The 25,069-nt window shown below is 50.6% G+C and carries 22 protein-coding genes and 1 tRNA gene; 13 read left to right on the top strand and 10 right to left on the bottom strand.

What is annotated here, in order from left to right:
- Positions 1–3 precede the first annotated feature (3 nt).
- A complete protein-coding gene (phrB, locus tag CSR04_RS13965) occupies positions 4–1,443 on the top strand; it encodes a deoxyribodipyrimidine photo-lyase (protein WP_102796920.1) in 1,440 nt (479 codons plus the stop codon).
- 32 nt (positions 1,444–1,475) lie between these two features.
- Here phrB and CSR04_RS13960 read toward each other — a convergent pair whose 3' ends face one another.
- Complete coding sequence (locus tag CSR04_RS13960; protein ID WP_102796919.1) at positions 1,476–1,817, bottom strand: hypothetical protein; 342 nt, start codon at positions 1,815–1,817, stop codon at positions 1,476–1,478.
- Positions 1,818–1,946: 129 nt separating this feature from the next.
- Here CSR04_RS13960 and CSR04_RS13955 point away from each other — a divergent pair, with 129 nt between their 5' ends.
- Positions 1,947–2,705 (top strand): Nif3-like dinuclear metal center hexameric protein, encoded by a 759-nt coding sequence (locus tag CSR04_RS13955; protein ID WP_102796918.1) that lies wholly within the window; start codon positions 1,947–1,949, stop codon positions 2,703–2,705.
- A gap of 10 nt (positions 2,706–2,715) precedes the next feature.
- Positions 2,716–3,480: a methyltransferase domain-containing protein gene (locus tag CSR04_RS13950; protein WP_102796917.1), complete on the top strand. Its 765-nt coding sequence runs from the start codon at positions 2,716–2,718 to the stop codon at positions 3,478–3,480.
- Here the strand turns inward: CSR04_RS13950 and CSR04_RS13945 are convergent.
- A complete protein-coding gene (locus tag CSR04_RS13945; RefSeq protein ID WP_102796916.1) occupies positions 3,464–4,450 on the bottom strand; it encodes a 2-hydroxyacid dehydrogenase in 987 nt (328 codons plus the stop codon). The genes CSR04_RS13950 and CSR04_RS13945 overlap by 17 nt on opposite strands.
- Before the next feature lie 17 nt (positions 4,451–4,467).
- Positions 4,468–4,956 (bottom strand): glutathione peroxidase, encoded by a 489-nt coding sequence (locus tag CSR04_RS13940; protein ID WP_102796915.1) that lies wholly within the window; start codon positions 4,954–4,956, stop codon positions 4,468–4,470.
- A gap of 86 nt (positions 4,957–5,042) precedes the next feature.
- On the opposite strand from CSR04_RS13940, the gene CSR04_RS13935 reads away from it, so the two are divergent.
- A complete protein-coding gene (locus CSR04_RS13935) occupies positions 5,043–5,906 on the top strand; it encodes an NAD(P)-dependent oxidoreductase (protein WP_245921619.1) in 864 nt (287 codons plus the stop codon).
- A gap of 3 nt (positions 5,907–5,909) precedes the next feature.
- On the opposite strand, the gene CSR04_RS13930 is transcribed toward CSR04_RS13935, so the two are convergent.
- On the bottom strand, positions 5,910–7,565 hold the full coding sequence (locus CSR04_RS13930; protein ID WP_102796913.1) for a flagellar assembly protein A: 1,656 nt from the start codon (positions 7,563–7,565) through the stop codon (positions 5,910–5,912).
- Between the two features lie 89 nt (positions 7,566–7,654).
- Entirely contained in the window at positions 7,655–9,085 is a 1,431-nt protein-coding gene (gene sbcB / locus CSR04_RS13925) for an exodeoxyribonuclease I (RefSeq protein ID WP_102796912.1), read from the bottom strand.
- A gap of 326 nt (positions 9,086–9,411) precedes the next feature.
- On the opposite strand from sbcB, the gene CSR04_RS13920 reads away from it, so the two are divergent.
- From CSR04_RS13920 to CSR04_RS13905, 4 genes are all read left to right on the top strand, one after another.
- Positions 9,412–10,431 carry an isoaspartyl peptidase/L-asparaginase family protein gene (locus tag CSR04_RS13920; RefSeq protein WP_102796911.1) on the top strand — a complete coding sequence of 340 codons (1,020 nt, stop codon included), beginning with the start codon at positions 9,412–9,414 and terminating at the stop codon, positions 10,429–10,431.
- Positions 10,432–10,659: 228 nt separating this feature from the next.
- The gene (locus CSR04_RS13915; RefSeq protein WP_102796910.1) at positions 10,660–11,079 is read left to right on the top strand and encodes a CBS domain-containing protein; all 420 of its coding nucleotides are present in this window, start codon (positions 10,660–10,662) and stop codon (positions 11,077–11,079) included.
- Positions 11,080–11,157: 78 nt separating this feature from the next.
- Positions 11,158–15,018 (top strand): ATP-dependent RNA helicase HrpA, encoded by a 3,861-nt coding sequence (gene hrpA, locus CSR04_RS13910; protein ID WP_425427696.1) that lies wholly within the window; start codon positions 11,158–11,160, stop codon positions 15,016–15,018.
- 78 nt (positions 15,019–15,096) lie between these two features.
- Positions 15,097–15,396, top strand: a complete 300-nt coding sequence (locus CSR04_RS13905) for a PilZ domain-containing protein (protein WP_102796908.1) — start codon at positions 15,097–15,099, stop codon at positions 15,394–15,396.
- Positions 15,397–15,425: 29 nt separating this feature from the next.
- Here CSR04_RS13905 and CSR04_RS13900 read toward each other — a convergent pair whose 3' ends face one another.
- Positions 15,426–16,613, bottom strand: a complete 1,188-nt coding sequence (locus tag CSR04_RS13900; protein ID WP_102796907.1) for a class I SAM-dependent methyltransferase — start codon at positions 16,611–16,613, stop codon at positions 15,426–15,428.
- Positions 16,614–16,655: 42 nt separating this feature from the next.
- Between CSR04_RS13900 and CSR04_RS13895 the strand changes: the two genes are divergently transcribed.
- Positions 16,656–16,958: an acylphosphatase gene (locus CSR04_RS13895; protein WP_342751384.1), complete on the top strand. Its 303-nt coding sequence runs from the start codon at positions 16,656–16,658 to the stop codon at positions 16,956–16,958.
- A complete protein-coding gene (locus tag CSR04_RS13890) occupies positions 16,955–17,929 on the top strand; it encodes an NAD(P)H-quinone oxidoreductase (protein WP_102796905.1) in 975 nt (324 codons plus the stop codon). Before CSR04_RS13895 ends, CSR04_RS13890 begins: the two co-directional genes overlap by 4 nt.
- Here CSR04_RS13890 and rnhA read toward each other — a convergent pair.
- Positions 17,917–18,381, bottom strand: coding sequence for a ribonuclease HI (gene rnhA, locus CSR04_RS13885; protein ID WP_102796904.1), 465 nt, complete (start codon positions 18,379–18,381; stop codon positions 17,917–17,919). The two genes, CSR04_RS13890 and rnhA, sit on opposite strands and share 13 nt — an antisense overlap.
- Positions 18,382–18,494: 113 nt before the next feature.
- Here rnhA and dnaQ point away from each other — a divergent pair, with 113 nt between their 5' ends.
- The 3 genes from dnaQ to CSR04_RS13870 all read left to right on the top strand — a co-directional run bounded on the left by dnaQ (position 18,495) and on the right by CSR04_RS13870 (position 20,839).
- On the top strand, positions 18,495–19,205 hold the full coding sequence (gene dnaQ / locus CSR04_RS13880; RefSeq protein WP_102796903.1) for a DNA polymerase III subunit epsilon: 711 nt from the start codon (positions 18,495–18,497) through the stop codon (positions 19,203–19,205).
- A 1-nt stretch (position 19,206) separates the two neighbouring features.
- Complete coding sequence (locus CSR04_RS13875; protein ID WP_102796902.1) at positions 19,207–20,571, top strand: TIGR03503 family protein; 1,365 nt, start codon at positions 19,207–19,209, stop codon at positions 20,569–20,571.
- 191 nt (positions 20,572–20,762) lie between these two features.
- Positions 20,763–20,839: transfer RNA gene (locus CSR04_RS13870), tRNA-Asp, on the top strand.
- A gap of 247 nt (positions 20,840–21,086) precedes the next feature.
- On the opposite strand, the gene fadE is transcribed toward CSR04_RS13870, so the two are convergent.
- The 3 genes from fadE to purN form a co-directional block, all read right to left on the bottom strand.
- A complete protein-coding gene (gene fadE, locus CSR04_RS13865; protein ID WP_102796901.1) occupies positions 21,087–23,549 on the bottom strand; it encodes an acyl-CoA dehydrogenase FadE in 2,463 nt (820 codons plus the stop codon).
- Positions 23,550–23,760: 211 nt separating this feature from the next.
- Positions 23,761–24,471, bottom strand: a complete 711-nt coding sequence (locus tag CSR04_RS13860; RefSeq protein ID WP_102796900.1) for a DUF3108 domain-containing protein — start codon at positions 24,469–24,471, stop codon at positions 23,761–23,763.
- Entirely contained in the window at positions 24,431–25,069 is a 639-nt protein-coding gene (gene purN, locus CSR04_RS13855; RefSeq protein ID WP_102796899.1) for a phosphoribosylglycinamide formyltransferase, read from the bottom strand. Before purN ends, CSR04_RS13860 begins: the two co-directional genes overlap by 41 nt.

Here is a 25,069-nt window from a genome sequence, read left to right as displayed (position 1 = left end):
TTTTTGAGTGCATTAGTATGGTTTCGCAGTGATCTACGCGGCGTCTGGCATAGTCCTTTAACTTACGCAGTGGCTAATCACCAGACAGTGACGGCGGTATTTTTTATCACGCCACAGCAGTGGCAACACTACGGTTTGGCACCGATAAAGCTTGACTTGTTAGTACGTAGGCTGTTGCAGCTAAAGCAGGAACTGGCCGATAAAGGTGTGTGTCTTAATATCATGCAGGTCGCTGATTTTGCAGCGATTCCTGAAAAATTAAAGGCTATATGCACCGAGCAGCGTATAACACATCTGTATCTCAATGCTGAATATGAACTGGATGAACGGCGCCGTGACCAGAAAGTTAAAGCCTTACTGGCTGAGCAGGGGATTGTTACCGGCATTTTTCATGACACCTGCATGGTGCGGCCCGATCAACTGTTGAATAAAGAAGGTAAACCCTACAAGGTTTTTACCCCTTATTTTAATCAATGGCTGGCACACCTAAGAGACGGTCTGCCGCACAGCCAGCCCTGGCAAGCTGTGCAGCTTACCCTCTCGTTGCCCGATGCACTTCTTGACTCAGACAACAGTATCCAGCGCTATATGCAAAATGCGGATGAGTCGGGATGGCCCGCTGCATCAAGTGCACTTGATGAAAAAATAGATGATTTTCTGACCGACGCTGTCAGCAGTTATGCGCAAAGCCGGGATTTCCCCGCACAGCATGGCACTAGTGGCTTGTCGCCCTATTTAAGTATCGGGGCGGTGGCACCAAGACAACTGGCGCACAGCATGCTGATTCGGTTTGGCGAGACCATGCTGGATGGTTCGGGGGGCGCACATGTATGGTTGCGTGAACTGGCCTGGCGTGATTTTTACCGCTATGTGATGTTTCATTTTCCACATCTGTGCATGCATCGCTGCTTTATCGAAAAGTATGATGCCTTCAATTGGTGTGATGACCGGAATTTATTTGACGCCTGGTGTCAGGGGCAAACCGGTTACCCCATAGTGGATGCGGCCATGCGCTGTTTAAATACCACAGGCTGGATGCACAACAGGTTACGTATGATTGTGGCAAGCTTTCTATGTAAACATCTGCTGCTGCCATGGCGCTGGGGTGAGGAGTATTTTATGTCGAGGTTAATCGACGGAGATTTTGCCTCAAATAACGGTGGGTGGCAGTGGAGTGCTTCAGTGGGCACTGATGCAGCCCCTTATTTCAGGATCTTTAATCCCACCACCCAGGGACAACGCTATGATCCGGACGGCGAGTTTCTGCTGCAGTGGTTGCCAGAACTCAAGACGGTACCTAAGAGATATCTGCATGAGCCACAGAAATGGCAAGCTGCATCGTCTCTCAACTATCCACCCCCCATAGTGGAGCATAAACAAGCGGTAAGCAGCACTAAGGAAAGGTTCGGACAATTTTTAGATATGCACAAAAAAGCGACCTGATGGTCGCTTTTTTAAACCTTGGCTTTGGCCAATTAACGTGGTTCGCGGCACAAATGGTCTTTGGCCGCCAGTTGCTCTGCCCAATAGGCCTTAACGTTAAAAGAGGATTGTTTGGCCTTGGCTTTGGTCGCTGCAGGCTTTTTGGCGGCAGGCTTGGCTGTGGAAGTGGCCTTTTTCTCGGTCTTGGCTGCGGGGGCTGCCTTGGCACCACCTAATTCGCCGATCATTTCTTCCAGTTGTGCCAGGCGCAGGTTCTTACCACCATCAACGGAGTACCACCCACCTTTGGCCTCAATTACCGGAGCCTTGCCATGGGCGGCCTGGTAGGCTTCAGTGAATTTGGCGATAATCTCGTCTTTATCCAACTTACTCATACTCGGGGACTCTCCCAATACATTAAACTTAGTGCTTTTGGGCACTTAAAACAGCAGAATGCATTGTTATACCTTCTTTGCTATTTAATGTCTAATTTTCAACCCTTTTGTTACAAAAACAGGCGATTCATGACTATCAGCAGACAACAGCTCATCGATTATCTTGACCAATTGCTCAGCCCGGCGCGAATTAAGGATTACTGCCCGAATGGATTGCAGGTTGAGGGTTGCGAACAGATAACCCGGGTGGTCACTGGTGTGACGGCCAGTCAGGCCCTGCTGGATGCCGCCGTTGAAGAGAATGCCGATGCGATTATTGTGCATCATGGCTATTTCTGGCGCGGTGAAGATGCCACCATTCGTGGCATGCGAAGGCAGCGTCTGGCAACCTTACTAAAAGCCGATATCAACCTGCTTGCCTATCATCTGCCATTGGATATTCATCCTGAACTGGGCAACAACGCGCAGCTTGCACAATTGCTGGAGATTCAGGTGGAAGGTGCTTTAGAGATAAATAATCCTCAGTCTGTTGCGATGCGGGGCCGTTTTGCGCAAGCGTTGGATGCACAAACATTAGCCAGCCGGATTGAAGAGAGGCTGGGCCGAAAACCCCTGGTAGAAGCCAGCAACAAGCCCATTAACACCGTGGCCTGGTGTACTGGTGGCGGACAGAGCTTTATTGATATGGCAGCAGAGCAGGGCATCGACGCATTTATCACCGGTGAGGTGTCTGAGCAGACCATTCACGTGGCACGGGAGTGTGGAATCGCCTTTTTTGCTGCCGGTCACCACGCCACGGAACGATATGGTGCCAAAGCGCTGGGAGAGCATCTGGCGGCTGAACTGGGTTTGCAGGTGCGCTTTATTGATATAGCCAATCCGGCCTGAGGTAAGACGGATGCATAAACAGTACAGCCAGGATCAAAGTTTTGATCGCATCGCCGAAAAGTTTGAGAAAAATATCTATGGCACCACCAAAGGTCGGTTGCGCCATGAATTGCTAGAGCATTATCTGCACCAACATTTGCCAAAAACACCGGTGCGGGTGCTGGATGCCGGTGGCGGTACCGGGGTCATGACCCAGACTCTGGCTGAGCTAGGCCATCAGGTAACACTGAATGACGTCTCAGAAGATGCCCTGGCTATTGCCAGGCAAAAGCTGGCCAATTACCCGCAGGTTTCCTACCACTGCGGGCCGTTGCAGGCACTAACAGAACTGGGCGAGTTTGAGTTAGTGCTTTGTCATGCGGTTCTGGAATGGCTGAGTCGTCCTTTGGATGCATTGGATTCGCTGCTGCAAAATCTGGCTCCGGGCGGCCAATTGTCTCTGAGCTTTTTTAATCGCGACGCGCACGTATTCAGTAATCTGATTTATGGCAACTTTGACTATATTGATAAGGATTTTGTTGTACCTAACCGTGTGCGCCTGAATCCCAATAATGCGGTGTGCCCCAGCCAGGTGCTGGACTTCCTGCAAGCCAGCGGCTTGCAGGTGGTGCACAAAGCCGGGATTCGTTGTTTCCACGACTATGTGCGGGATAAAAGCATTCAAACCAGTCACTATGAGCAGATTAAAGCCAAAGAACTGGAATACGGCACCCGTCATCCGTATTTATGGCTTGGTCGTTACTTCCATTTGATAGCCATCAAGCCAGGCGGGTAAGATCGTCACTTTTACCTTGCCCGGCCAGGCGCAAATTGTTCAGTGTCACCGCGGCAATCTGACACAAGGCTTCCTGGGTAAAAAAGCCCTGATGACCAGTGATCAGCACATTGGGAAAGGTGCACAAGCGCTGGAAGACGTCATCCTGAATAATCTGATTAGACAGATCTTCAAAGAACAAATCCCCCTCCATTTCATACACGTCCAGGCCCAGAAAACCAATTTTCTGGCTTTTCAGCGCCTGGATCACCGCCTGCGTGTCCACTAAGGCGCCTCTGGATGTGTTGATCAGCATCACACCGTTTTTCATTTTGGCCAGCCGCTTGGCATCTATCAGGTGACGGGTATCCGGGGTCAGCGGACAATGCAGGCTGATAATATCTGCTCGCTCACATAATTCATCCATAGCAACATATTGCCCGCCAAGCTGTATAACTTCCGCACTGGGGTAAGGGTCGTGGCATAGCAACTGGCAGCCAAACCCATGAAACAGTCTGGCAGTAGCGATACCTATACGCCCTGTGCCGATCAGGCCAATCGTTTTGCCATGCAGATTAAAGCCCAATAGGCCGTCCAAAGAGAAATTGCCTTCTTTGATACGGTTATAGGCCTTGTGTAACTTACGGTTAAGGGTAAGGACCAGGGCCAGGGTATGTTCTGCTACTGCTTCCGGGGAGTAGGCCGGAACTCTGGAAACCCCAATTCCCAGCGCCTTAGCACTGTCTAAATCGACATTATTAAAACCAGCACAGCGCAGGGCAATATGCCGTACACCTTGTGAATGCAGGGCGCTCAGAACCTCTTTATCCAACTGATCATTAACAAACACACAGACCGCGTCAAAGCCCTTTGCCAGACTGACGGTTTGCTTATTCAACCGGGATTCGATAAAGGTTAGTGATATGTCGCCTCTGGCCTGGTTTAAGTACTGTTCGTCATAGGCCTTGGCACTAAACACGGCAACTTGCATAAAATCTCCTTATTTATTCACTTTGATAGCAGCGCTTGAATATCAGCCCGCATGGCGTCTGGTTTAGTGGTACTGGCGTAGCGTTTTACTACCTTGCCCTGCTTATCCACCAGAAACTTAGTGAAATTCCACTTAATACTTTTACTACCTAAGATCCCCGGAGCCTGGTCTTTTAAATATTGATACAGCGGAGCGGCATGCTGACCATTGACCTCCACTTTAGCAAACAGGGGAAAACTGACATTAAACTTCAGGTCACAGAATTGTTGAATATCCGTATTAGAGCCTGGCTCCTGCTGTCCAAACTGGTTGCATGGAAACGCCAGGATCTCAAAACCCTCAGGTCCAAGTTGCTGGTAAAGGTGTTGTAATCCGGCATACTGCGGGGTGAATCCACATTGGCTGGCAGTATTAACGATAAGTAGCACCTTACCGCGATAATCGGACAGCTTTTGCGTTTGGCCGTTGCTTAGTTGCATGTCAAAATCATGCACTGACGTTGTCATGAGTTCTCCTGAGGATAATCTGCCATGGGCCTGAGCTATGTCAGCATAAAATGTTAGTTTCGCCAAGCAACAAAAGGGCTGTTTTCATGAAGGTGAGTTTTATCGGATTGGGGGTGATGGGCTATCCCATGGCCGGACATTTGCAAAAGGCAGGTTTCGATGTCTGTGTATACAACCGAACCCGGCAAAAAGCCGGGGAATGGGTAAAGCAATATCAGGGCACCCTGGCCGACACCCCTAAACAAGCTGCTTCTGATGCGCAACTGGTGTTTGTTTGTGTGGGGAATGATGATGATCTGCGCAGCGTGGTGCTGGGTGAACATGGTGCGTTGGCTGGCATGCAGGCTAATACAGTATTGGTAGATCACACCACCGCATCAGCCAGCGTGGCGCGCGAACTGGAAGCTCTATGTGCCGAAAAGCAGGTGGGCTTTTTAGATGCACCAGTATCTGGCGGGCAGGCCGGTGCTGAAAATGGTCAGTTAACTATTATGGTCGGGGGCAAGCAAGCGGCCTACCAAAAAGCCGAGCCGGTGATGCAAAGCTATGCGCGTTTTTGTCGGTTGCTGGGCGATTGCGGAACCGGACAACTGGCGAAAATGATGAACCAAATCTGTATCGCTGGTGTGGTCCAAGGACTGGCAGAAGCCATGAATTTTGGGCAGCAGGCCGGACTGGATTGTGAGGCCGTGGTTGAGGTGATCAGCAAAGGTGCCGCGCAGTCCTGGCAAATGGAAAACCGCCATAAGACCATGCTGGCAGGTGAATACGATTTTGGTTTTGCTGTGGATTGGATGCGTAAGGACTTAGGCATTGCCCTGCAACAAGGCCGGGAGCTTGGCGTGACCTTGCCGGTTACCGCGCTGGTTGATCAGTTCTATGCCGACGTGCAGGCCATGGGCGGTAATCGCTGGGATACATCCAGTTTATTGGCCAGGTTAAAACGCTAATCGTTATTTGGGCTCAAAATGCCATTGGTGCTCAAAATAATGCACCCGACCGCGTGAATAATCGCGGTCGGCCTTCCAGGTGCGGTTATTCAGTTTGACGATAACCCCTGCGTGCAGCTTTTTGCTGGCGGACATACCAATAATATTTTGATATTGCTCTTTTGCCTTGCGCAATTCTTCCACTTTCTTGGTGACCCAAGCCAGTAACTGCTCTTCACTTTTATACAGTTTTACCGCCATATTGACTTTCCTGGCGAGATCACTGGGCAAGCGCTTCTTTTTTATTATCTCCATCCGGCCTTTATGACGATAGTAATTGTCTTGTATCTGTTTAAGCATCTCATCCATTACATCGATGCGTTCAACCAGAAAATTAAAACCCTCGCTGTAATCCACAAACAGATTAGAGCCGGAGACCGCGCCAATAGTACCTGCCTGGATTGGTCCCTGACACTGGATTTCGCAGCCAAACAGATTGCCGTTGGGATTATCAATAGGGCCTACCGTAACACTGCCCCGACAGACGATCAGGCTGTGGGCCAACTGTTTACCCACCGTCACATTGCCGTTACAGGTAATATCTAAACCCTGGCCGTGTTGCACATGAATACTGCCTTGCGCAGAGAGCTTGGTGCTGTATTCATTTCTGCCATTTTCACTCTGCTTGCCCATCGCACCTTGTGTGATAATGATATCGCCGCCAGCCTGGATAATGGCGGACTCAACAAAGCCGTTAATGGTGACATCACCGGCAGCGGTAATGATCATCTTTTCGGTAACATCCCCGTTGACGATGACTGCGCCGTCATAATTGACATTACCAGTGCCGACGTTTACACCCTTGCACACAAAGGTTTCATCTACCCACATATCACCCTGGTTAAACTTGGGCATGCCAGCGATTTCAGCCAGCAACAGATTTTCATCGTCCGGGCTGACCATAGTGCCGCTGCCAGGCTTTAGGGGTTGCCATTCACCTGGCGTCGGCTGCAAACTCTCGCCCCTGACCGTAAAGCCAGTGCGGCCCTGGCTTGGCGGAGTGCGGCGCAACAACGGCGTACCGGCTTTTACACAGATAACATCGCCCAAATCGCGCATATCCACTCTGGATACACTGATTTCCTGTGGACGTAAAATGCGTTCAAGGGCATTCGGAACCAGGGGTAACATTCTGGAATTGCGGCCAGGTCGCATGGGTAAACCTTTGGCGACCACTTCTTTTATTTGTGTGCCAGGGGGCTCTGTGGCGGCTAACTGCAAGGCTATTTTCAGGCGTTTTCTCGACAGGCCGCGTTTAATATCGGCGTTACGGGCCATCTTCAATAACTGCGGGTAATTAGGGTTGGCACCGCCGCAGGCGCTGGTCAGGCTGAGCTCAGCCAGCATATCAGAATCAAGGAGTTTGAATTTTACTTCGGCATCGCGACGCTCGGCCACTCGCTCATTGATTTCCCGGTGGCTGTTGTTTTCTTTAGCTTTGTGGATATCCTGCTGAATCTTAACCAGGGTATCTTCCAGTACAAACAACTTGCCATGCTCACTGTCTTTAATCAGTTGAATCAACTGCTTGGCGTCGGGACTACTGTCCACTTGTTCGGTGTGAACATTCAGCCTGAGAAATTTGCCACTGTCTTCCAGGACTAGGGTTATACCCTTCATACTTCCACCCTGTTAATGCCATTGCCTTGTTATCGACAACAATAAATTAACATTTACCATATCTTACTGGCGCTGTCTGCTACTGGATGCTAAATGCTCTGCGCATATTGATACAGGGCGCGTAAAATTGCCAGCTTGTTACTGTCCTGTTGATATTGTTGCCCTAATTTTTCCAGCTCCTGCAGGTATTCTTCCATATGGATACTGGCTTGTGCTGCGTTATCCAGTAATTTTGTGCGGCGATGCTCCTGCCATTTTTGTACTTCATCGGCACTCAGACTGGCCGGAAAGTTTCTTGCCCGGTAGCGAAACAGCAATGTTTTAAGCCTTGGGTCATCAAACTGCCAGTCCAGCGCGGCCAACTGATCGGCGTTGGCTTGCCTGACCTGATCGCAACGGGCGCGATCTGCATCTGATAAAAAGCCCCCGCTATACAGCGCGTAATCTGGATCCTGTGCATCCTGTGGGCTTGAAGTGTCAAACAATTCCTGGAGTTTTTGTACCAGGTTGGGAATAGCGCGAATACGCTCCAGGTTTTGCAGGCACGCGTCACGGTCAATACCCAGGCGTTCGGCGTTTTCCGGGCTCAGGGTTTTAGCCGGTGCCACCACCGGGCACTTGTTTAGGTGAATCAGCTTTATCGGCAGGCGCTGTTCGCCTTCTTCCAGCATACTCGAGCTTTGATAAAGTTTTTCACGCAGTTGCTCACTGTTCAGCTCGGCCAGAGGGGTTGGGTCGAGTGCCAGATTCAATACCACCACTGCATTGCGATTAACCGGATGCTGACAAACTGGTGCCACCCAAGTGCAGCAACCCTGATGCGCCGGGAGCTTGGAAGAGATATGCACTACCGGGGTCATACGATAGCAGTCTAGGTGTGCCTGGACTTTCTTCTTGTTACGCAAATCAAACAGATAATTATAAAGTTTGGGCTGCTTTTCTTTTACCAGTTTTGCCAGCGCAATAGTCGCATATACATCGGACATGGCATCGTGGGCGGATTCATGGCTGATACCGTTTGCCTGGGTCAGATCCTCGAGCCGGAAACTTGGCGTGCCATCCTCTTTTTCCGGCCAATTGATACCATCCGGGCGCAGGGCGTAGCAGGCCCGAACCATATCGATAATGTCCCAGCGACTATTACCCTGTTGCCATTCTCGCGCATAGGGATCGTAAAAATTACGGTACAGGCTGTAACGGGTGACTTCGTCGTCAAAGCGAATGCTGTTATAGCCTGCCACACAAGTGTTCGGCTGACTGAATTCCTGATGGATCCGGGCCATAAACTGGGATTCCGGTAAACCATCGCGCAGTGTGAGCTGCGGTGTAATCCCGGTAATCAGGCAGGCCTGTGGATGGGGCAGGTAATCACTGGGGATCTGACAGTACAGTTTGACTGGCTTGCCTATGGGGTTTAACTCCAGATCCGTGCGTATTCCGGCAAACTGAGCGGGATGATCTTTCTGTGGGTTGGCACCCCAGGTCTCGTAGTCGTGCCAAAAAATAGTCGAACCGGACAAACAATAACCTTCCAATAGCCAGTTGAGTAGATGGCATGAATCTCAGCAGATTATTAGCCGAAACTCAACTGATTAGCCGTTTATACTGGATAGATATCGGCGTACTGATACTAATGAAGGAACGGCTATCCACAACCATTTATTGACTATAAATGGGTGCCTGAAAATTTGAGAGCTTACAAGGTTTAAGTTATTGCCCCTGGCATGGCATTCGTTAAAGACTGCTATTGTAGGGACGGCCGACAAGCCTATCGGAAAAAATTCTGTTAGGCTCGCTGCTCCAACAAACTGTTTGGTCAATATACAATAACGACAGGACACCCTATATGAAGCGCAATCTCGCCATCTTGCTGAGTTTAACCGCCATGACATTATCTACCCAGGCCCAGGACCATTCTCCCATAGCTATTGCCATTCATGGTGGTGCAGGCACCATCAGTAAAGCCCAATTAACCCCAGAACGTGAACAACAGTATCGGGCGAAGCTGGAAGAGGCGGTGACGGCTGGTTATGCACTCTTGCAAAATGGCGCGTCCAGCCTGGATGCCGTGGTGGCATCTGTGCAGATACTGGAAGACTCACCGCTATTTAATGCCGGCCGGGGATCGGTGTATACCTATAACGGTGAGCACGAACTGGATGCCTCGATTATGGAAGGGAAAACCCGTGCTGCTGGTGCAGTGGCTGGGGTGAAAACCGTTAAGAGCCCTATTGCTCTGGCTCGGGCGGTGATGGAAAAATCCCATCATGTCATTTTAAGTGGCCAGGGAGCAGAAGATTTCGCTGACACCCAGGGATTGGAGAAAGTGGAAAATAGCTATTTCGACTCCGATGCCAGGCGCCAGCAACTGGACAAAGCCAAAGAAACCCTGAAACAGGATAAGACTGCTTTTTCCCGCCCGGATATGCTGGATTACAAGTTTGGTACGGTGGGTGCGGTGGCATTGGATAAACAAGGCAACCTGGCGGCAGCCACGTCCACCGGCGGCATGACCGCGAAACGCTGGGGAAGAATTGGAGATTCTCCTATTATTGGGGCCGGAACCTTTGCTGACAATCAAAGCTGCGCCGTATCCTCCACCGGTCATGGCGAATATTTTATCCGTTACAATGTGGCTGCAGATATTTGTGCCAGAAGCCAGTATTTGAATATTCCCGCCAAAGTGGCGGCGCAGTCTGTTATCCACAATGTGCTGAAAAATGCCGGCGGCAGCGGTGGCGTTATCCTGGTGGATAATCAGGGCGAAATCAGTATGCCGTTTAACACGCAGGGAATGTACCGGGCCAGTGTGGATGTAAATGGTAAGGTACAAGTCGCTATTTTTGCTGATGAGTCAGCACAGTAACTACTCTTTCGTTTGGCGTTACCGACAGGCTGAATAACGGCGACCTGTCGGTTTCATCAATTTTTTAGCCCGCCACTGTGAATAACCTGATTTGTGGGTCTACTCTTAACTTATACCAACTTATTTCAGCGACTTAGCTGGGTTGGCTTTGCTGCGTGATAGTCGTTCAGTTGGCGGCTACTCTACCAGTTGCTAGGCACTGTGCTTCAAAACAAAAGGGGAGGCTTTATGGAGTCCTTGCAAGTCAGTGATTATATGAATCGTCGGCCAGTGACCTTTGCCCCGCATATGACGGTGGCAGAGGCGGTGGAAAGGTTGTTGCACAGTCGCCAAACAGGTGGCCCCGTGGTGGATGCAGAGCGCCGGCTGGTGGGTTTTCTGTCTGAGCAGGATTGTCTGGCCAGAATGCTTGAATCGAGTTTTTATCGTGAACAAGTAGCCAGAGTGTCAGACATTATGCGCCAAGAAGTATTGTCTATTAAGCCCTATATGTCGATTATCGAACTTGCACAAAAAATGCTGGGTGAAAAGCCCAAGGTTTACCCGGTGGTGGATGATGATGGGCTTCTGATGGGAGCCATTACCCGCGCCGATGTGTTGCATGCCATAGATATACAACTGCAGGCCGGTTATAAACGGGCGGTGTAGCAGGAATTACACGACTGACCTGCATAAGGTCTGGAAATCTATGCGTCCTTCTTCTAGGATCTGCGCCCACTGTTGCACGTGCGGATCCCTTTACCTTTGTCTATTGCCAATCTAAAAGCGCTAATTAATCAATCCATGCAAGTGGACAGGCACCGATTCTGGCGACGCCTGCAGAAACTGTCTTCTGAATCTCAGGTGTTAGCGGCATTCACCGATGAGGTGTTGCAATCGGTACAACGCAGTCAGCTACGCAAAGACGGTGTGCCGAAGATTGATTATCCTGATCTGCCGGTCAGTGAGCACCGGGATGAAATTGCTAAAGCCATTGCCGAACATCAGGTGGTTATTGTGGCCGGTGAAACCGGCTCTGGGAAAACCACTCAATTACCAAAAATTTGTCTGGAACTGGGCCGGGGTGTGCGCGGCCTGATCGGACATACCCAGCCCAGGCGGCTGGCCGCTCGTAGTGTGGCGAACCGTATTGCAGAGGAACTGCAAAGCCAAATGGGGCAGGCGGTAGGCTATAAAGTGCGGTTTACCGATCAGGTGAGTGAGCAAACCTACGTTAAACTGATGACCGACGGTATTTTGCTGGCCGAGATGCAGCAGGACAGGTTTTTAAATCAGTATGACACCATTATTATTGACGAGGCCCACGAGCGAAGCCTGAATATTGATTTTATTCTGGGCTATCTGAAACAACTGTTGCCGCGGCGCCCCGATCTTAAACTGATTATTACCAGTGCCACTATCGATCCGGAACGTTTTTCCCGTCACTTTAATCATGCCCCGGTAATACAGGTCAGCGGTCGCACCTACCCGGTAGAAGTGCGCTACCGGCCGCTGGATGAGGGTGAGGAAGACCGCGATCAAATTCAGGGTATATTGGATGCCGTGAACGAATTGGGCCGGGAAAGCAGCGGCGATATATTGGTATTTTTAAGTGGTGAACGGGAAATTCGCGATACCGCAGACGCATTGCAAAAAGCCCAGTTACGCGCCACTGAAATCTTGCCGTTGTATGCCAGATTGTCGGCGGCTGAGCAGAATCGTATTTTTGCGCCCCATGGCGGCAGACGTATTGTGCTGGCCACCAATGTGGCAGAAACCTCACTGACGGTGCCAGGAATTAAGTATGTCATTGACCCTGGCTTTGCCCGTTTGTCACGTTACAGTGCCCGCAGTAAAGTGCAGCGGCTGCCCATTGAAGCCATATCTCAGGCTTCAGCGAACCAGCGTGCCGGGCGCTGTGGCCGGGTCAGTGAAGGGATTTGCATTCGACTATACAGCGAGCAGGACTATCTGGGCCGTCCTGAATTTACCGATCCTGAGATTCTGCGCACCAACCTGGCTTCAGTAATCCTGCAAATGTTGGCGTTGGGCCTTGGCAATATCGACGCCTTTCCCTTTGTTCAGGCGCCGGATTCACGCAATGTGAATGACGGTTTCAGGCTGTTACAGGAACTGGGAGCCATTCAGGATGCCAAGGGTGAGCAACGGGCCAGACTGACGGAATTGGGGCGACAGATAGCCAGGCTGCCGGTGGATCCCCGTTACGCCCGCATGTTGGTGGAGGCGGCAAGCTTAGGGGCGTTACAGGAAGTGATGGTGATTGCCGCCGCCCTGAGCATTCAGGATCCCAGGGAACGCCCTCAGGATAAACGTCAAGCTGCCGATCAGGCGCACAGCGTGTTTCACAACAAAGAGTCGGATTTTCTCTCTTATTACCAATTGTGGCAGGCATTTCGCCAGCAGCAAAAAGCGCTAACCAACAATCAGTTGCGCAAATGGTGTCGCGAACACTTTCTGAATTATCTGCGCATGCGGGAATGGCAGGATATTGTCAGTCAGCTTAAGCAGGCGATTGTCGACCTGGGCTTTCGCCTTAACAGTCAGGCGGCTGAATATGAACCTATCCATCAGGCTATCGCCAGTGGACTGCTTTCGCATATCGGCTTTAAAGATAAGGAGCGGGAATATCTGGGGGCCAGAAGCAGCCGTTTTATGATTTTTCCTGGCTCTGGTGTGGCTAAGGCGGCGCCTAAGTGGGTAATGGCTGCCGAGCTGGTTGAAACGTCACGTTTGTTTGCCCGCGATGTGGCTAAAATTGATCCTGCCTGGCTGGAGTCACTGTCCGGTCATTTGGCCAAATCCCATTATAGTGAACCTTACTGGTCGAAGAAGCAGGGCGCGGTGATGGCGTCATTGCGTATCAGTTTATTTGGCCTGGATATTGTGCGTGACAGGCGGGTAAATTACAGCAAGATTGACCCTGCTGCCTGCCGCGAGCTTTTTATTCGCGAAGCTCTGGTTAATCTGGATACCAAACTGGATTACGCCTTTCTTAAGCATAATCAGGCGCTGGTGGAACAAATCGAAGAATTGGAAGCCAAGTCCCGTCGCCGCGACATATTGGTGGATGAAGAAGATCTAGTCGCTTTTTATCAGCGTTTACTGCCAGCGACTATCTGCACCGAAGCACAGTTACGTAAATGGTGGGGCAAACAGCAGGATAAAACACTGCTGAATTTTGATATTGAGCAGTTAATGCGCCAGGACGCCAGCCATGTCAGCGAGCTGGATTACCCGGCTAATTGGCATCAGGGTAACCTTAGCCTGGCCCTTGATTACCACTTTGAGCCAAAAGATATTGATGATGGTGTCAGCGTGCTAATCCCTCTGCCGTTATTGAATCAAGTCCAACCAACAGGGTTTGACTGGTTGGTACCTGGTCTTCGTGAAGAGCTGGTGGTGAGCCTGATCAAATCCTTGCCTAAGCGCCTGAGACGCAATTTTGTGCCGGCCCCTGATTATGCCAGGGCTTGTGTGGCCGATTTAAGCCAGAATGAGCAGCCTTTTCTGCAGGCCTTATCAAACAAGCTACGCAAGATGACCGGGGTCGAGGTGGATGAAGAAGAATGGCAACTGCAGGAACTGCCGAATCACCTTCGCATCAATTTTAAGGTACTGGACCCAGATGGAAAGTTGATTGCACAAGGGCGGGATTTGCCGGAATTGCAGGCAAAACTGCAGGGTAAGCTGAGCAAAACATTGCAAAAAGCGGCCACCCCTGAAGTGGAACAGCAGGACCTGACCAACTGGTCCTTTGGCAAATTAAGTGAAGTGTTTGTCAATAAGCAAGCCAGTTTTCAGGTTAAGGCTTACCCGGCGCTGGTGGACAATAAACAAAGTGTGGCGATTAAACTCTTTGATCAGCCGCATGTGGCGAATGACGCGCACAGAAGCGGATTAAGGCGGTTGTTGCTATTAAACTTACCATCGCCGATCAAGTACCTGCAGGATAAGTTACCCAACAAGGCCAAACTGGGTTTGTATTTTAACCCATTCGGGCAGATTAAGGCGCTGATTGACGACTGCATCAGTGCTGCCATTGACCAGTTGATGGGGAATAACCCTGAGCAAATCCGGGAGCCGCAGCAATTTGAGCAGTTGCATGAAATTATACGCGGGGAACTGAACGACACTGTGCTGGCCATTGCCATCAAAGTGGAGAAAGGCCTGACTCTGGCGCATGAAATACATAAGAAGCTCAAGGGCAATGTGCCCCTGAATATGATCAACGCCGTGGGGGATATCAAAGCGAATCTGGATGCATTGGTGTATGCTGGCTTTGTTACCGACATAGGCACTGCCAGGCTGGATGACTGGAACCGTTATTTGCAAGCGATTGCTAAACGTCTGGAGAAATTGCCGGTAGATCCCAGTCGTGACCGACAGCAGCAGCTTATCGTGAGCAGGGTGGAGGAGCAATGGCAGGCTAAGTTGAACAAGCTTCCCAAGGGGCAACCAGCGAGCCAGGGGCTGCTTGAGGTGAAATGGATGATCCAGGAATTGCGGGTATCACTGTTTGCTCAACAATTGGGTACTGCGTATCCAATATCGGAAAAACGCATCCTCAATCATTTGGATCAGCTATAGTTTTGTCAGCCGAGATTGACAAGGCTCAAACGGCACAATATAAAGAATTGAGTTAATTTATAACCTGAGGGGATGGTGATGCTGGGCTACGACGATAAGCGCGATTTCTTTCGTATGATGGTCAATACCGCCTGCGAATTAAAACTGACGGACGATGAGTCCAGTCGTTCTTTATCTGCGATTTGCAAGGATCTCAGTGCAACAGGTATGTCGTTCGAGGTGGAAGAGTCCATTGAGCCCGGCACTATGGTGCAGGCGTTACTGGAATCAAGTAACAGCCAGATCCCCTCCCTGAATGCCAAAGCCAGAGTGGTGCGCTGTACCGCCAGTTCTGACAGCAGCTATATGGTGGGTGTAGAGATTATTGAGATGAGCTGATAAGGGGCGGTTTAAACACCCCTTCGCGGTCAGATAACCCGGCAAACCAGGCCTTTTAGGTAGAATCCTTCGGGATAGGTGCTGGCAACCGGGTGGTCGGCGGCCTGTCCCAGCCTCTCCAGAAATTGTACCTGTCTGCCCGCGTCCAGCGCGGCATCTGCCACCACCTTATGGAACAAGTCCGTAGGCATCAGGCCTGAACAGGAAAATGTGCAAAGGATACCGCCCGGTCGGATAATCTGCATAGCATGCATATTGATGTCCTTGTAGCCACGACAGGCCCGATTCAGGCTGGCTTTGCTGTCAACAAACTTGGGGGGATCCAGAATAATCTGGTCAAACTGCTTTCCCTGTTGTACGTAGTCCCGCAGCGCCTGAAATACATCGACCTGAATAAAGTCGCATTTGGCTAGATCCAGGTCGTTGATTTGGACATTGCGCCGGGCCAGGGCCAGGGCCGGTTCAGAGACATCCAGATTGGTGACATGTCTGGCTCCGGCGGCTAGCGCATAGCTGCCGAAAGTTCCGGTATAACTAAAGCAGTTCAGTACGTCCTTATCTTTGGCATAGCGTCCTGCAATGGCGCGGTTGTCACGTTGATCCAGATAAAAACCGGTTTTGTGTCCGGTAAAGGGATTGACCAGAATCTTGACGCCATTTTCTTCAATCACGACTTCCTCTGGTACCTCACCGGACAGCACCTGAACCAGCGGCTCCAGTCCTTCTTTGTTTCTGACCGCCACATCAGAGCGCTCCAAGATGGCGCATTCGGGAAAACACTTCTGTAATGCCCAGACAATCTTGTCCCGATGTTTATCAGCACCTGCGCTAAGGAGTTGGCAAACCAGCACATGGTCGTACTTATCTATGGTAACGCCGGGCAGACCGTCTGACTCGGCGGCAATCAGACGAAATCCGCTGAGTCCCTGACGGCCGATCAGTTCCTGACGCCCCTGCAGGGCAGTTTGAATGCGGCGCAGAAAAAATGCGTTATCAATAACTTCATGCTGGTCAAAAGTCCAGACCCTGGCCTGGATCTGAGATTGTGGTGACCAGGCAGCGCGGGCCAGCCACTTGCCATCATGGTTGAGCACATCAACGGTATCGCCTGGACGCATGCGACCTCTTTGTGACTTGATAGCACTGGCGAAAATCCAGGGGTGGCGTCTGAGCAGGGATTTGTCCCGCTCCGGATGCAAAATTAAAGTGGATGACATAGCATAATCCATAAATTCAACGGCGGCGGGTTACCGCCAATTTTGCCGGCATTGTACAGAAGGAATCCGCACTTGGCGAAGCTATGCATAAGAATACAAGTTGAGGGCAAAGTTCAGGGGGTATTTTTTCGTAAAAATACCCAGAAGCGGGCGCTTGAACTGGGACTGACGGGTTTTGCCAGGAATCTACCCGACGGTTCTGTGGAAGTGCTGGCTTGTGGCGAGCCTAAAGCCGTTATGTCTCTATGTGATTTTGTGCAAGGTGGGCCTCCCGGCAGTGAGGTAACCCACACAAATCAAACTGAGGTGGCGTGCCAATCTCTGACAGGATTTGAGGTTCTATGATGCTGCAGATTACGCACGAGACTCCGGATCACACCTTGTGTATTGAATCGGCTGAGTTTCCACAGATAGCCCCCCATCAGGTGCTGGTTAAAGTGCATGCCTTTGGCCTTAACCGGGCCGATACCCTGCAGCGACAAGGCAAATATCCACCTCCCAAGGGAGAAAGCCTGGTATTAGGCCTGGAAATCTCAGGCGAGGTGGTTAAATCGGGCGGTGCGACAAGTAGATGGCAACCTGGTGATAAGGTCTTTGGTTTGGTGGCAGGTGGTGGCTATGCCCAATATGTGGCAGTGCATGCCGAACATTTGATGGCTGTGCCAGCGACAATGGATATGTATCAGGCTGCCGGCTGTGCTGAGGTGTTTTTGACAGCCTACCAGGCTCTGTTCACATTAGGCCGATTAAAGGCCGGAGAAAAGGTACTGATTCATGCCGGCGCCAGTGGCGTGGGCAGTGCCGCCATTCAGCTTGCCAGCCATTCAGGCGCAAGAGTGGCTGTCACTGCATCCGATGAAAAAAAGCTTAGTTTTTGCCAGGGACTGGGCGCGGAGCTGTTAGTCAATTACCGCACTGAAGTGTTTACTGATACTGTAAAGGCAAGCTGGCAAGGCGTGGATCTGATTGTCGATGTCGTGGCTGGCGATTACCTGAATGCCAATGTTAGGTGTCTGAATATGGATGGGCGTATCGTGCAGCTTGCCCTGCTGGGGGGACGCTACACGGAAAAGTTCGATATGGCGATGATGCTGGCGAAACGAGCGAGTTTGATGGCATCAACGCTGCGCAATCGCAGCGATGCTTATAAGTCTGAGTTAATCCAGAGCTTCTGGAACGCGTTTTCAGATGCTTTGGCAACAGGGCAACTTAAGGTCTGCGTAGACACTGTGTATGCCGCTCCTGAGCTCAATACTGCCCACCAACGACTGGAGCAGAATCTGAATATGGGAAAACTCATCGGCTACTGGGACTGAAACCCCTTGTCTTCCTGCAGCTTTTTGCCTTGCGCGGCATGACGGGCCAGTTCATCACAGCGTTCATTTTCCGGGTGACCGGCATGGCCTTTAACCCAATGCCATTGGATCTTGTGCTTGCTGGCCTGTTCATCCAGCGCCTGCCACAGGTCGACATTTTTGACCGGCTTCTTGTCAGCGGTACGCCAGCCGTTTTTTTTCCAGTTTTTTATCCATTGCGTGATGCCCTGACGCAGATATTGGCTATCTGTGGTCAGCTCTACCTCACAACGCTCCTTAAGAATACGCAGGGCAGCAACCGCGGCCAGCATTTCCATTCTGTTGTTGGTCGTGAGCTGGTAACCGGCACTGAGCTCTTTTAAATGGCTGCCATAGCGCATAACCGCGCCATAGCCGCCCGGGCCTGGGTTACCCAGGCATGAACCGTCGGTAAAAATCTGTACTTTCTTCATGTTCGTCCATCCGCCCATGGGAAGATGTCTTCAGCAAGATTTGCCGAGACAGGGCAAAAGGGAGCAGTATAATAAGCCCAATCTGTAATGCATAGTGTTAACGGCCATCGCCCATGAGACAAATAGTACTGGATACGGAAACTACCGGCATCGATCCCAAGCAGGGACATCGAATCATTGAAATTGGCTGTGTAGAAGTGATCAATAGACGCCTGACCGGCAATCACTTCCATGTGTATATCAATCCGCAGCGTGAAGTGGAGCAGGAAGCCATTGAGGTCCACGGCATTACCAATGAAATGCTGGCAGACAAGCCGCTGTACCGGGACATTGCTCAGGAATTTGAAGACTTTATTCGTGGTGCTCAGTTGGTGATTCACAATGCCGCGTTTGACGTAGGCTTTATGGATCACGAATATGCCATGCTGGGCAAACCCGCTGGTTTTACCCACAGCATCTGCTCAGTGCTGGATACGCTGCAACTGGCCAGGCAATTACACCCCGGGCAGAAAAACAACCTGGACGCCCTGTGCCGCCGCTACGGCATAGACAACTCCCATCGAACCCTGCACGGCGCTTTGTTGGATGCGGAGATTCTGGCCGACGTCTATTTGCTAATGACAGGTGGGCAAACAAATTTAAATCTTAGTGGTAATAGCGGAGGCAGTGACAACCAGGGAGAAGTGATGCGCTTGTTAAGTGCAGATAGAAAGCCGCTAAAGGTTCTGCGCGCTTCGGCCGATGAACTGGAAGAACACGAGCGCCGTTTGGATCTGATTGAAGCCAAGGGCGGCGCTTGCTTGTGGCGTCAACCTGCGGACTAATATGCTAAAAAACAGTATTCTGCTGCTCTGTCTGGCCTGTGCACCTGTATGGGCCCAACAATCCCCGGCTATTGAGCCCGCTAAACCTTCCCCGCTGACGATGTTGGGGAATGAGTATCTTAATAGTATCCAGTTGCTGCAAAACCGCTTTCGCATTGACTATCAGGTGGATGAAATCACCATGATCTTCTTCCGCGAATACGGTACTGCACCTATCGTGCTGGTCAGGCCGGATGGCAGCAAAATATTCCAGGGTGATGAACATCCCGACAGTATTGAGTGGTATGACGATGCCACCTATGACATGGTCAGGATCAAGCAGCCGATGCCCGGCCCCTGGCAGGCCGTTGGACAGATGTTGCCAGACAGTCGCGTAATGGTTGTCAGTGATATTCAGCTTCAGGCAGATCCTTTACCCAGCCTGTTGTTTTCCGGCGAAATCATCAAACTCAAAGCGCATCTAACCAATGGCGGTAAGCCCATTGAGTACAAAGAGTTTCGTGATGTGGTGGAATTAACAGTGGAGTTTATTAGTACCAATAACCCCAATTTCACCAACTTTGGTGCCGACGCCCAGTTGGTGGCCCGCTACGAAGATAATGGCATGGGCATGGATGAATACCCTATGGATGGCATATTCACGGGGCAATTTAATCTGAATATTACCGAAGGGCAGTGGAAGCCCATTTATCGGGTCAGCACGCCAATGTTTACCCGCGAAGAGGTCAAAGAGCCACTGGTTTTGCATCCTAATCCTGTCAGGATGGCAGTGGAGAAAGATCAAGGGGATGGGCGACACCGACTGTCAATTGACGTTGACCGGGAATTGGTGGACATCCGAAGTTTGCTGGTGGATGGTAAGATTCGTTATCCAAATGGTGACGTGCAGAGTTTTTCTATTACTGATAGCTCTGAACAGGCCAGAATGCATGAAATTCTGAATATCGAATATGGTGTATTCAGGGTCAAAATTACAGCCTACGGTAATACCACCGATGGGCGCGACTTTATTCTGGATGTACCTGAGTTCAGTTTCTTGTCTGAAGAACCCGAATTAGCTGCCCTGGATACGAGTGTTGTGCCGGGAGAGGGGGCGGCAGAGTTACAACCTGTGCCGGCTGACGAACAACCTATTACAAATACACCCATTGATGATCTGGGTGTCGACCAACAAAGTCAAAGTAATATATGGGCAACCATCATCGTGGCTAATGTGCTGTTGCTGATAGTTGGTGGTCTGGCAATTTGGCTGACTCTGGGGCGAAAAAAAGGCGGTTCTAAATCGCCGGTAAAGTTTAAGCTCAGAATGCCGTCGGTAAAGCTTCCAAAACGCAAACCCAAAGCGGAAACGCCACCTAAAGCCTGAAATCTGCACGCTGCTGTTGGCTATTTATGCAGTTTGCTTAAATAAGCTGCAAACGGCATGGGGAAAGGCTTTTTTGTCATAAAAAGTGCGAAAAAGCGGTTGACTCACCCAAGGGGAACCCGTAATATCTGCGCCCAGTTGAGCACGGGAGCAAACGCCAGTGTTTAACTGATTGATTTTAAAAAGGAAGTGGAGCGGTAGTTCAGTTGGTTAGAATACCGGCCTGTCACGCCGGGGGTCGCGGGTTCGAGTCCCGTCCGCTCCGCCACTTTCCTGTTATTCCTCTCAAACTAAATTCTTAAGTACTGGTAGTTATACAGCCGGGTTCGTGGTCATAATCTGATTGCTGCGTCATGCAGATGGCGTGTGTAAACAGACGAGCTGTCGTGAATGGTCTGTACGGCCATTTGACTTATCGCGCTTGTCACAGAATGCAGCGCGCTTTGCATCTTATTCTTATAGCGATTGCAAAAAAAGCCCCGCATCAAAGCGGGGCCTGGCAATGCTTGTGCAGTTTACGCTGCTCTGGACGATTTCTTTTTGTCGGTTTGCAGCAGACTTTTATCTGCCATTAGTTCAACACTGTCAAAATCATCTACATTGATAGTGCGCAGACGCTCTGCTTCAGCACGTTTTAACAGCTCAGCTTCCTGCTCGGTCAATACACCCAGTTCCAGACCTCGTTCAGCCACTTTATCTAGCTGCATAAAGGGCAGACGCTCCTTGGCCGCTTTACACACTTTATCGTAAAGCGGTTCAGACGCCAGGATGTCATCCAGGGCTTGCTCCAGCAGGCCCGCAGGGTTTCCTTCCTCGCGACTCAAGAACTGGCCTTTGCCTAACCGGTCACGGCTGTCACAGGGGGTTTGCAGGATCTGGGCAATCTGATGATCCAGCTTGTCAGATGGTCTGGCGTATTTCTTACCAAATGGCATCACCACCAGTCGCAGAGCCTTGCCTAGCCATTTGGACGGGAAGTTATCCAGTAATTCATCAATGGCCACTTCGGTCTGATACAGACTGTCCTGCATCGCCCAATGTACCAGTGGCAAATCCGCCTTCTGACGGCCCTCATCGTCGTAACGTTTGAGTACCGCGGTGGCCAGATATAAGTAGCTGAGTATATCGCCTAAGCGCGCTGACAGGCGCTCACGGCGTTTTAACTCACCACCCAAGACTCCCATGGCAACATCTGACAAAAACGCCAGGTTAGTGGCATAACGTTCAATGGATTGGTAGTAACCCTTGGTTTCATCGCTGAAAGGTGCACTGGCCAATCTGGCCCCCGTCAGAGCAAACCAAAAGCTGCGCACTTTGTTGCTGATGGTAAAGCCGATATGACCGAACAGAGCTTCGTCAAACTCTTCCAAAGCCTGTTGTTGATCATCATTGGCAGCAGCGTACAATTCCTTCAGCACGTAAGGATGACAGCGCATTGCGCCCTGACCAAAGATCATCATGTTGCGGGTCAGGATATTGGCACCTTCTACCGTAATAGCAATGGGAGCACCCTGATAACCGCGACCAATATAGTTGTTGGGGCCAAGAATAATGCCTTTGCCACCATGTACGTCCATAGCGTCGTTCACTACCTGACGCATTTTCTCGGTCAGGTGATACTTACAGATAGCGGAGATAACCGAAGGTTTCTCACCCATATCCAATGCTTTTGTGGTCATGCTGGTGACGGCATCCATCAGATAGGCATTACCACCAATGCGACCAAGCATTTCTTCAACGCCTTCCATTTTACCCACCGGCAGTTTGAACTGACGGCGAATGCGCGCATAGGCTCCGGTGGCCAGTGCCACAGATTTGGTGCCGCCTGCCGAGTTTGAGGGCAGGGTGATACAACGACCAACCGACAAGCATTCCACCAGCATGCGCCAGCCCTGGCCAGCCATTTTTGGCCCACCGATTATGAAATCCAGTGGCACAAACAAGTCTTTGCCGCGCACCGGTCCGTTCTGAAACGGAATATTCAATGGGAAATGACGACGACCAATATCCAAGCCTTCCAGATCCGAAGGGATCAGCGCACAGGTGATACCCAAATCTTTTTCTTTACCCAGTAAACCTTCAGGGTCCTGCAGTTTGAATGCCAGGCCGACAATAGTCGCAACAGGTGCCAGGGTGATATAGCGCTTATTGAAGGTGAGCTTCATGCCCAGTACTTCTTCACCTTCCCATATACCTTTACAAACGATACCCACATCTGGAATAGCACCTGCGTCAGAGCCGGCTTCCGGGCTGGTCAGGGCAAAGCAGGGAATGTCCTCACCTTTGGCCAGGCGAGGCAGATAGTGGTCTTTCTGTTCCTGTGTACCATAGTGTTGCAGCAGTTCACCCGGGCCTAAAGAATTAGGCACGCCTACTGTTGAGGCCAATACGATGCCGGAACCAGACAGTTTCTGCAGTACCCTGGACTGGGCATAGGCTGAAAATTGCAGACCACCGTATTCCTTTTTGATGATCATGGCGAAAAACTTATTGTCTTTCAGGAACTGCCAGAGCTCCGGCGGCAGGTCGGCTCGTTTATGGTTAATTTCCCACTCATCGGCCATTCGGCAGGCTTCTTCCACCGGACCATCCAAAAAGGCCTGTTCCTCGGCTGACAATCTGGCGGCCGGAATGGCATGTAGTTTTTGCCAGTCAGGTTTGCCACTGAATATTTCACCATCCCACCATACCGTACCAGCATCAATGGCCTCCTGCTCAGTACGTGACATCTCAGGCATAATCTTACGGTAGATCTTTAAAAATGGGGCGCTGATATATTGCTTACGTACGGTACTGATATTCAATGGCAGGGCGATCAGTAAAAACAGGATCCAGCTAAGCTGACCAACCTGGCCGGCGATACTGCCTGCCGCCAGCACAGCCGCCACCAATAAGGTGGCAATATTGAGTTTTAATCGCCAGTAGCTGGCTGCGCCCAGGGCCGCAATCACCAGCACCAGCCAGAATAGACTTTGCATGATAACTCCAAATGTAAGAGGTCTGACCAGATGTAACGAGAAAATAGGCTCAATAGCGCAAAAAATCAAGTGGGATTAGGCTGATTTTAGAACATGCCGATCTTTTGAGTCTGATTTTTCAACAGTTTGTCGGCCCTTTATACAGGGCTGAGGGAAGGTTTGTGCAAAGTCCGAATTGAGCGGGGAAGGGCTGACAAATCTACACCACTGGCTAACGGCTGAATTTCGTCAACTGTATATCAGCTTGTTCATCGCCCTCTTTAAATTGCTGCAGACGTACCATCTGGTAATCGAGACTGGGAGCGAACCAAATAAAGGTTTCCCTGGGACTGTCTTCGCGGACTTTTTCCAGCTTGATACAAGCCAGTTCACCATAGGGCAACTTTAACGTTTCTTTACCAACCACCCGGAATTTCTGTTGACGCAGCTCGCCCCGATCATTGATGGTCTGGTAGGCAAATTCTTGTTCGCCTTTGGCCAGTCCGCTGCGCACATCCAACTGATATAGCTGGTTATCTATTTCACCTTGCCAGGGTAAAGTGTTGTCAGCATTGACCTGAATCTGCTGACGACGTGCATCAAATACCAGACTGATGGCTTTATCTTTACCTGTGCCGGAGCGACTGAAATGGTACTTGTAGGGCACCAGTTTGCCATCCACCAGGCTAAATAAGCTTTCTTCTGTACGCTTATCACTTAAAAACAGAAAAGAGGCTTCGGAATGATAAGCAAATTTATACTGATTACGTCCCAGATGGGTAAGGGTTTGACTGGCTTTACCCAGGTTCATGCCACTGCGGCTTGCCTGGTAATGCGCCTCAAAAGGGGTTAGCTCGAGCGCCAACAGGGACTGCGGAATCAGCAGTCCCAACAGTAAAACATTAATCCGCAGCGTAGCCTTCGGCAGGTACAGGTTTATCATCGAGCAGAACTTGACCATCATTCATCCTTAATCTGTCCTGACAGAACCACTTTACGACCAGTGGATAGAGCTGGAGTTCCTGTTCCCGCACCCGAAGTGACAGCTCTTCCTCACTATCTGTGGCAAAAACCGGCACTTTGGACTGAATAATCACCGGGCCACCATCCAGTTCAGGCGTCACAAAATGCACTGTGGCACCATGCTCAGTATCGTTGGCTTCAATAGCGCGCCTATGTGTATGTAAGCCTTTGTATTTAGGCAGCAAAGAGGGGTGTATGTTTAGCATGCGGCCCAGATAATGCTGCACAAAGTGTTCACTGAGAATGCGCATAAAGCCAGCTAATACCACCAGATCAGGTTGATACTGGTCAATCTGGGCCATCAGAGCCTGATCATAGCTTTCTCTGTCTGCGTAATCTTTATGGCTCAACACTAAAGCCGGTACATCTGCCTGACGAGCACGCTCCAGTCCATAAGCGTCTGCCTGGTTGGAAATGACCGCTGTGACGCGGCCGTGAATACGGCCGGCCTCTATGTTGTCCAAAATAGCTTGCAGGTTAGTACCGCTGCCGGAAATCAATACAACAATGGATTTCAT

The organism is Bowmanella denitrificans, from assembly GCF_002887595.1.
In the GTDB taxonomy this organism is placed as follows: Bacteria; Pseudomonadota; Gammaproteobacteria; order Enterobacterales; family Alteromonadaceae; genus Bowmanella; species Bowmanella denitrificans.
Note: the sequence above shows the minus strand (reverse complement) of the source record. Positions and strands in the feature narration are given on the sequence as shown.

Excerpts from the sequence above, each read along its gene's own strand:
- CSR04_RS13900 (WP_102796907.1), bottom strand. The coding sequence starts at position 16,613 with ATGTCATCCACTTTAATTTTGCATCCGGAGCGGGACAAATCCCTGCTC.
- CSR04_RS13935 (WP_245921619.1), top strand. The coding sequence starts at position 5,043 with ATGAAGGTGAGTTTTATCGGATTGGGGGTGATGGGCTATCCCATGGCC.
- CSR04_RS13920 (WP_102796911.1), top strand. The coding sequence starts at position 9,412 with ATGAAGCGCAATCTCGCCATCTTGCTGAGTTTAACCGCCATGACATTA.
- CSR04_RS13930 (WP_102796913.1), bottom strand. The coding sequence starts at position 7,565 with ATGAAGGGTATAACCCTAGTCCTGGAAGACAGTGGCAAATTTCTCAGG.
- CSR04_RS13950 (WP_102796917.1), top strand. The coding sequence starts at position 2,716 with ATGCATAAACAGTACAGCCAGGATCAAAGTTTTGATCGCATCGCCGAA.
- CSR04_RS13940 (WP_102796915.1), bottom strand. The coding sequence starts at position 4,956 with ATGACAACGTCAGTGCATGATTTTGACATGCAACTAAGCAACGGCCAA.
- CSR04_RS13905 (WP_102796908.1), top strand. The coding sequence starts at position 15,097 with ATGCTGGGCTACGACGATAAGCGCGATTTCTTTCGTATGATGGTCAAT.
- CSR04_RS13890 (WP_102796905.1), top strand. The coding sequence starts at position 16,955 with ATGATGCTGCAGATTACGCACGAGACTCCGGATCACACCTTGTGTATT.
- purN (WP_102796899.1), bottom strand. The coding sequence starts at position 25,069 with ATGAAATCCATTGTTGTATTGATTTCCGGCAGCGGTACTAACCTGCAA.
- CSR04_RS13960 (WP_102796919.1), bottom strand. The coding sequence starts at position 1,817 with ATGAGTAAGTTGGATAAAGACGAGATTATCGCCAAATTCACTGAAGCC.
- fadE (WP_102796901.1), bottom strand. The coding sequence starts at position 23,549 with ATGCAAAGTCTATTCTGGCTGGTGCTGGTGATTGCGGCCCTGGGCGCA.
- CSR04_RS13955 (WP_102796918.1), top strand. The coding sequence starts at position 1,947 with ATGACTATCAGCAGACAACAGCTCATCGATTATCTTGACCAATTGCTC.
- dnaQ (WP_102796903.1), top strand. The coding sequence starts at position 18,495 with ATGAGACAAATAGTACTGGATACGGAAACTACCGGCATCGATCCCAAG.
- CSR04_RS13860 (WP_102796900.1), bottom strand. The coding sequence starts at position 24,471 with ATGATAAACCTGTACCTGCCGAAGGCTACGCTGCGGATTAATGTTTTA.
- rnhA (WP_102796904.1), bottom strand. The coding sequence starts at position 18,381 with ATGAAGAAAGTACAGATTTTTACCGACGGTTCATGCCTGGGTAACCCA.
- CSR04_RS13945 (WP_102796916.1), bottom strand. The coding sequence starts at position 4,450 with ATGCAAGTTGCCGTGTTTAGTGCCAAGGCCTATGACGAACAGTACTTA.
- CSR04_RS13875 (WP_102796902.1), top strand. The coding sequence starts at position 19,207 with ATGCTAAAAAACAGTATTCTGCTGCTCTGTCTGGCCTGTGCACCTGTA.
- CSR04_RS13915 (WP_102796910.1), top strand. The coding sequence starts at position 10,660 with ATGGAGTCCTTGCAAGTCAGTGATTATATGAATCGTCGGCCAGTGACC.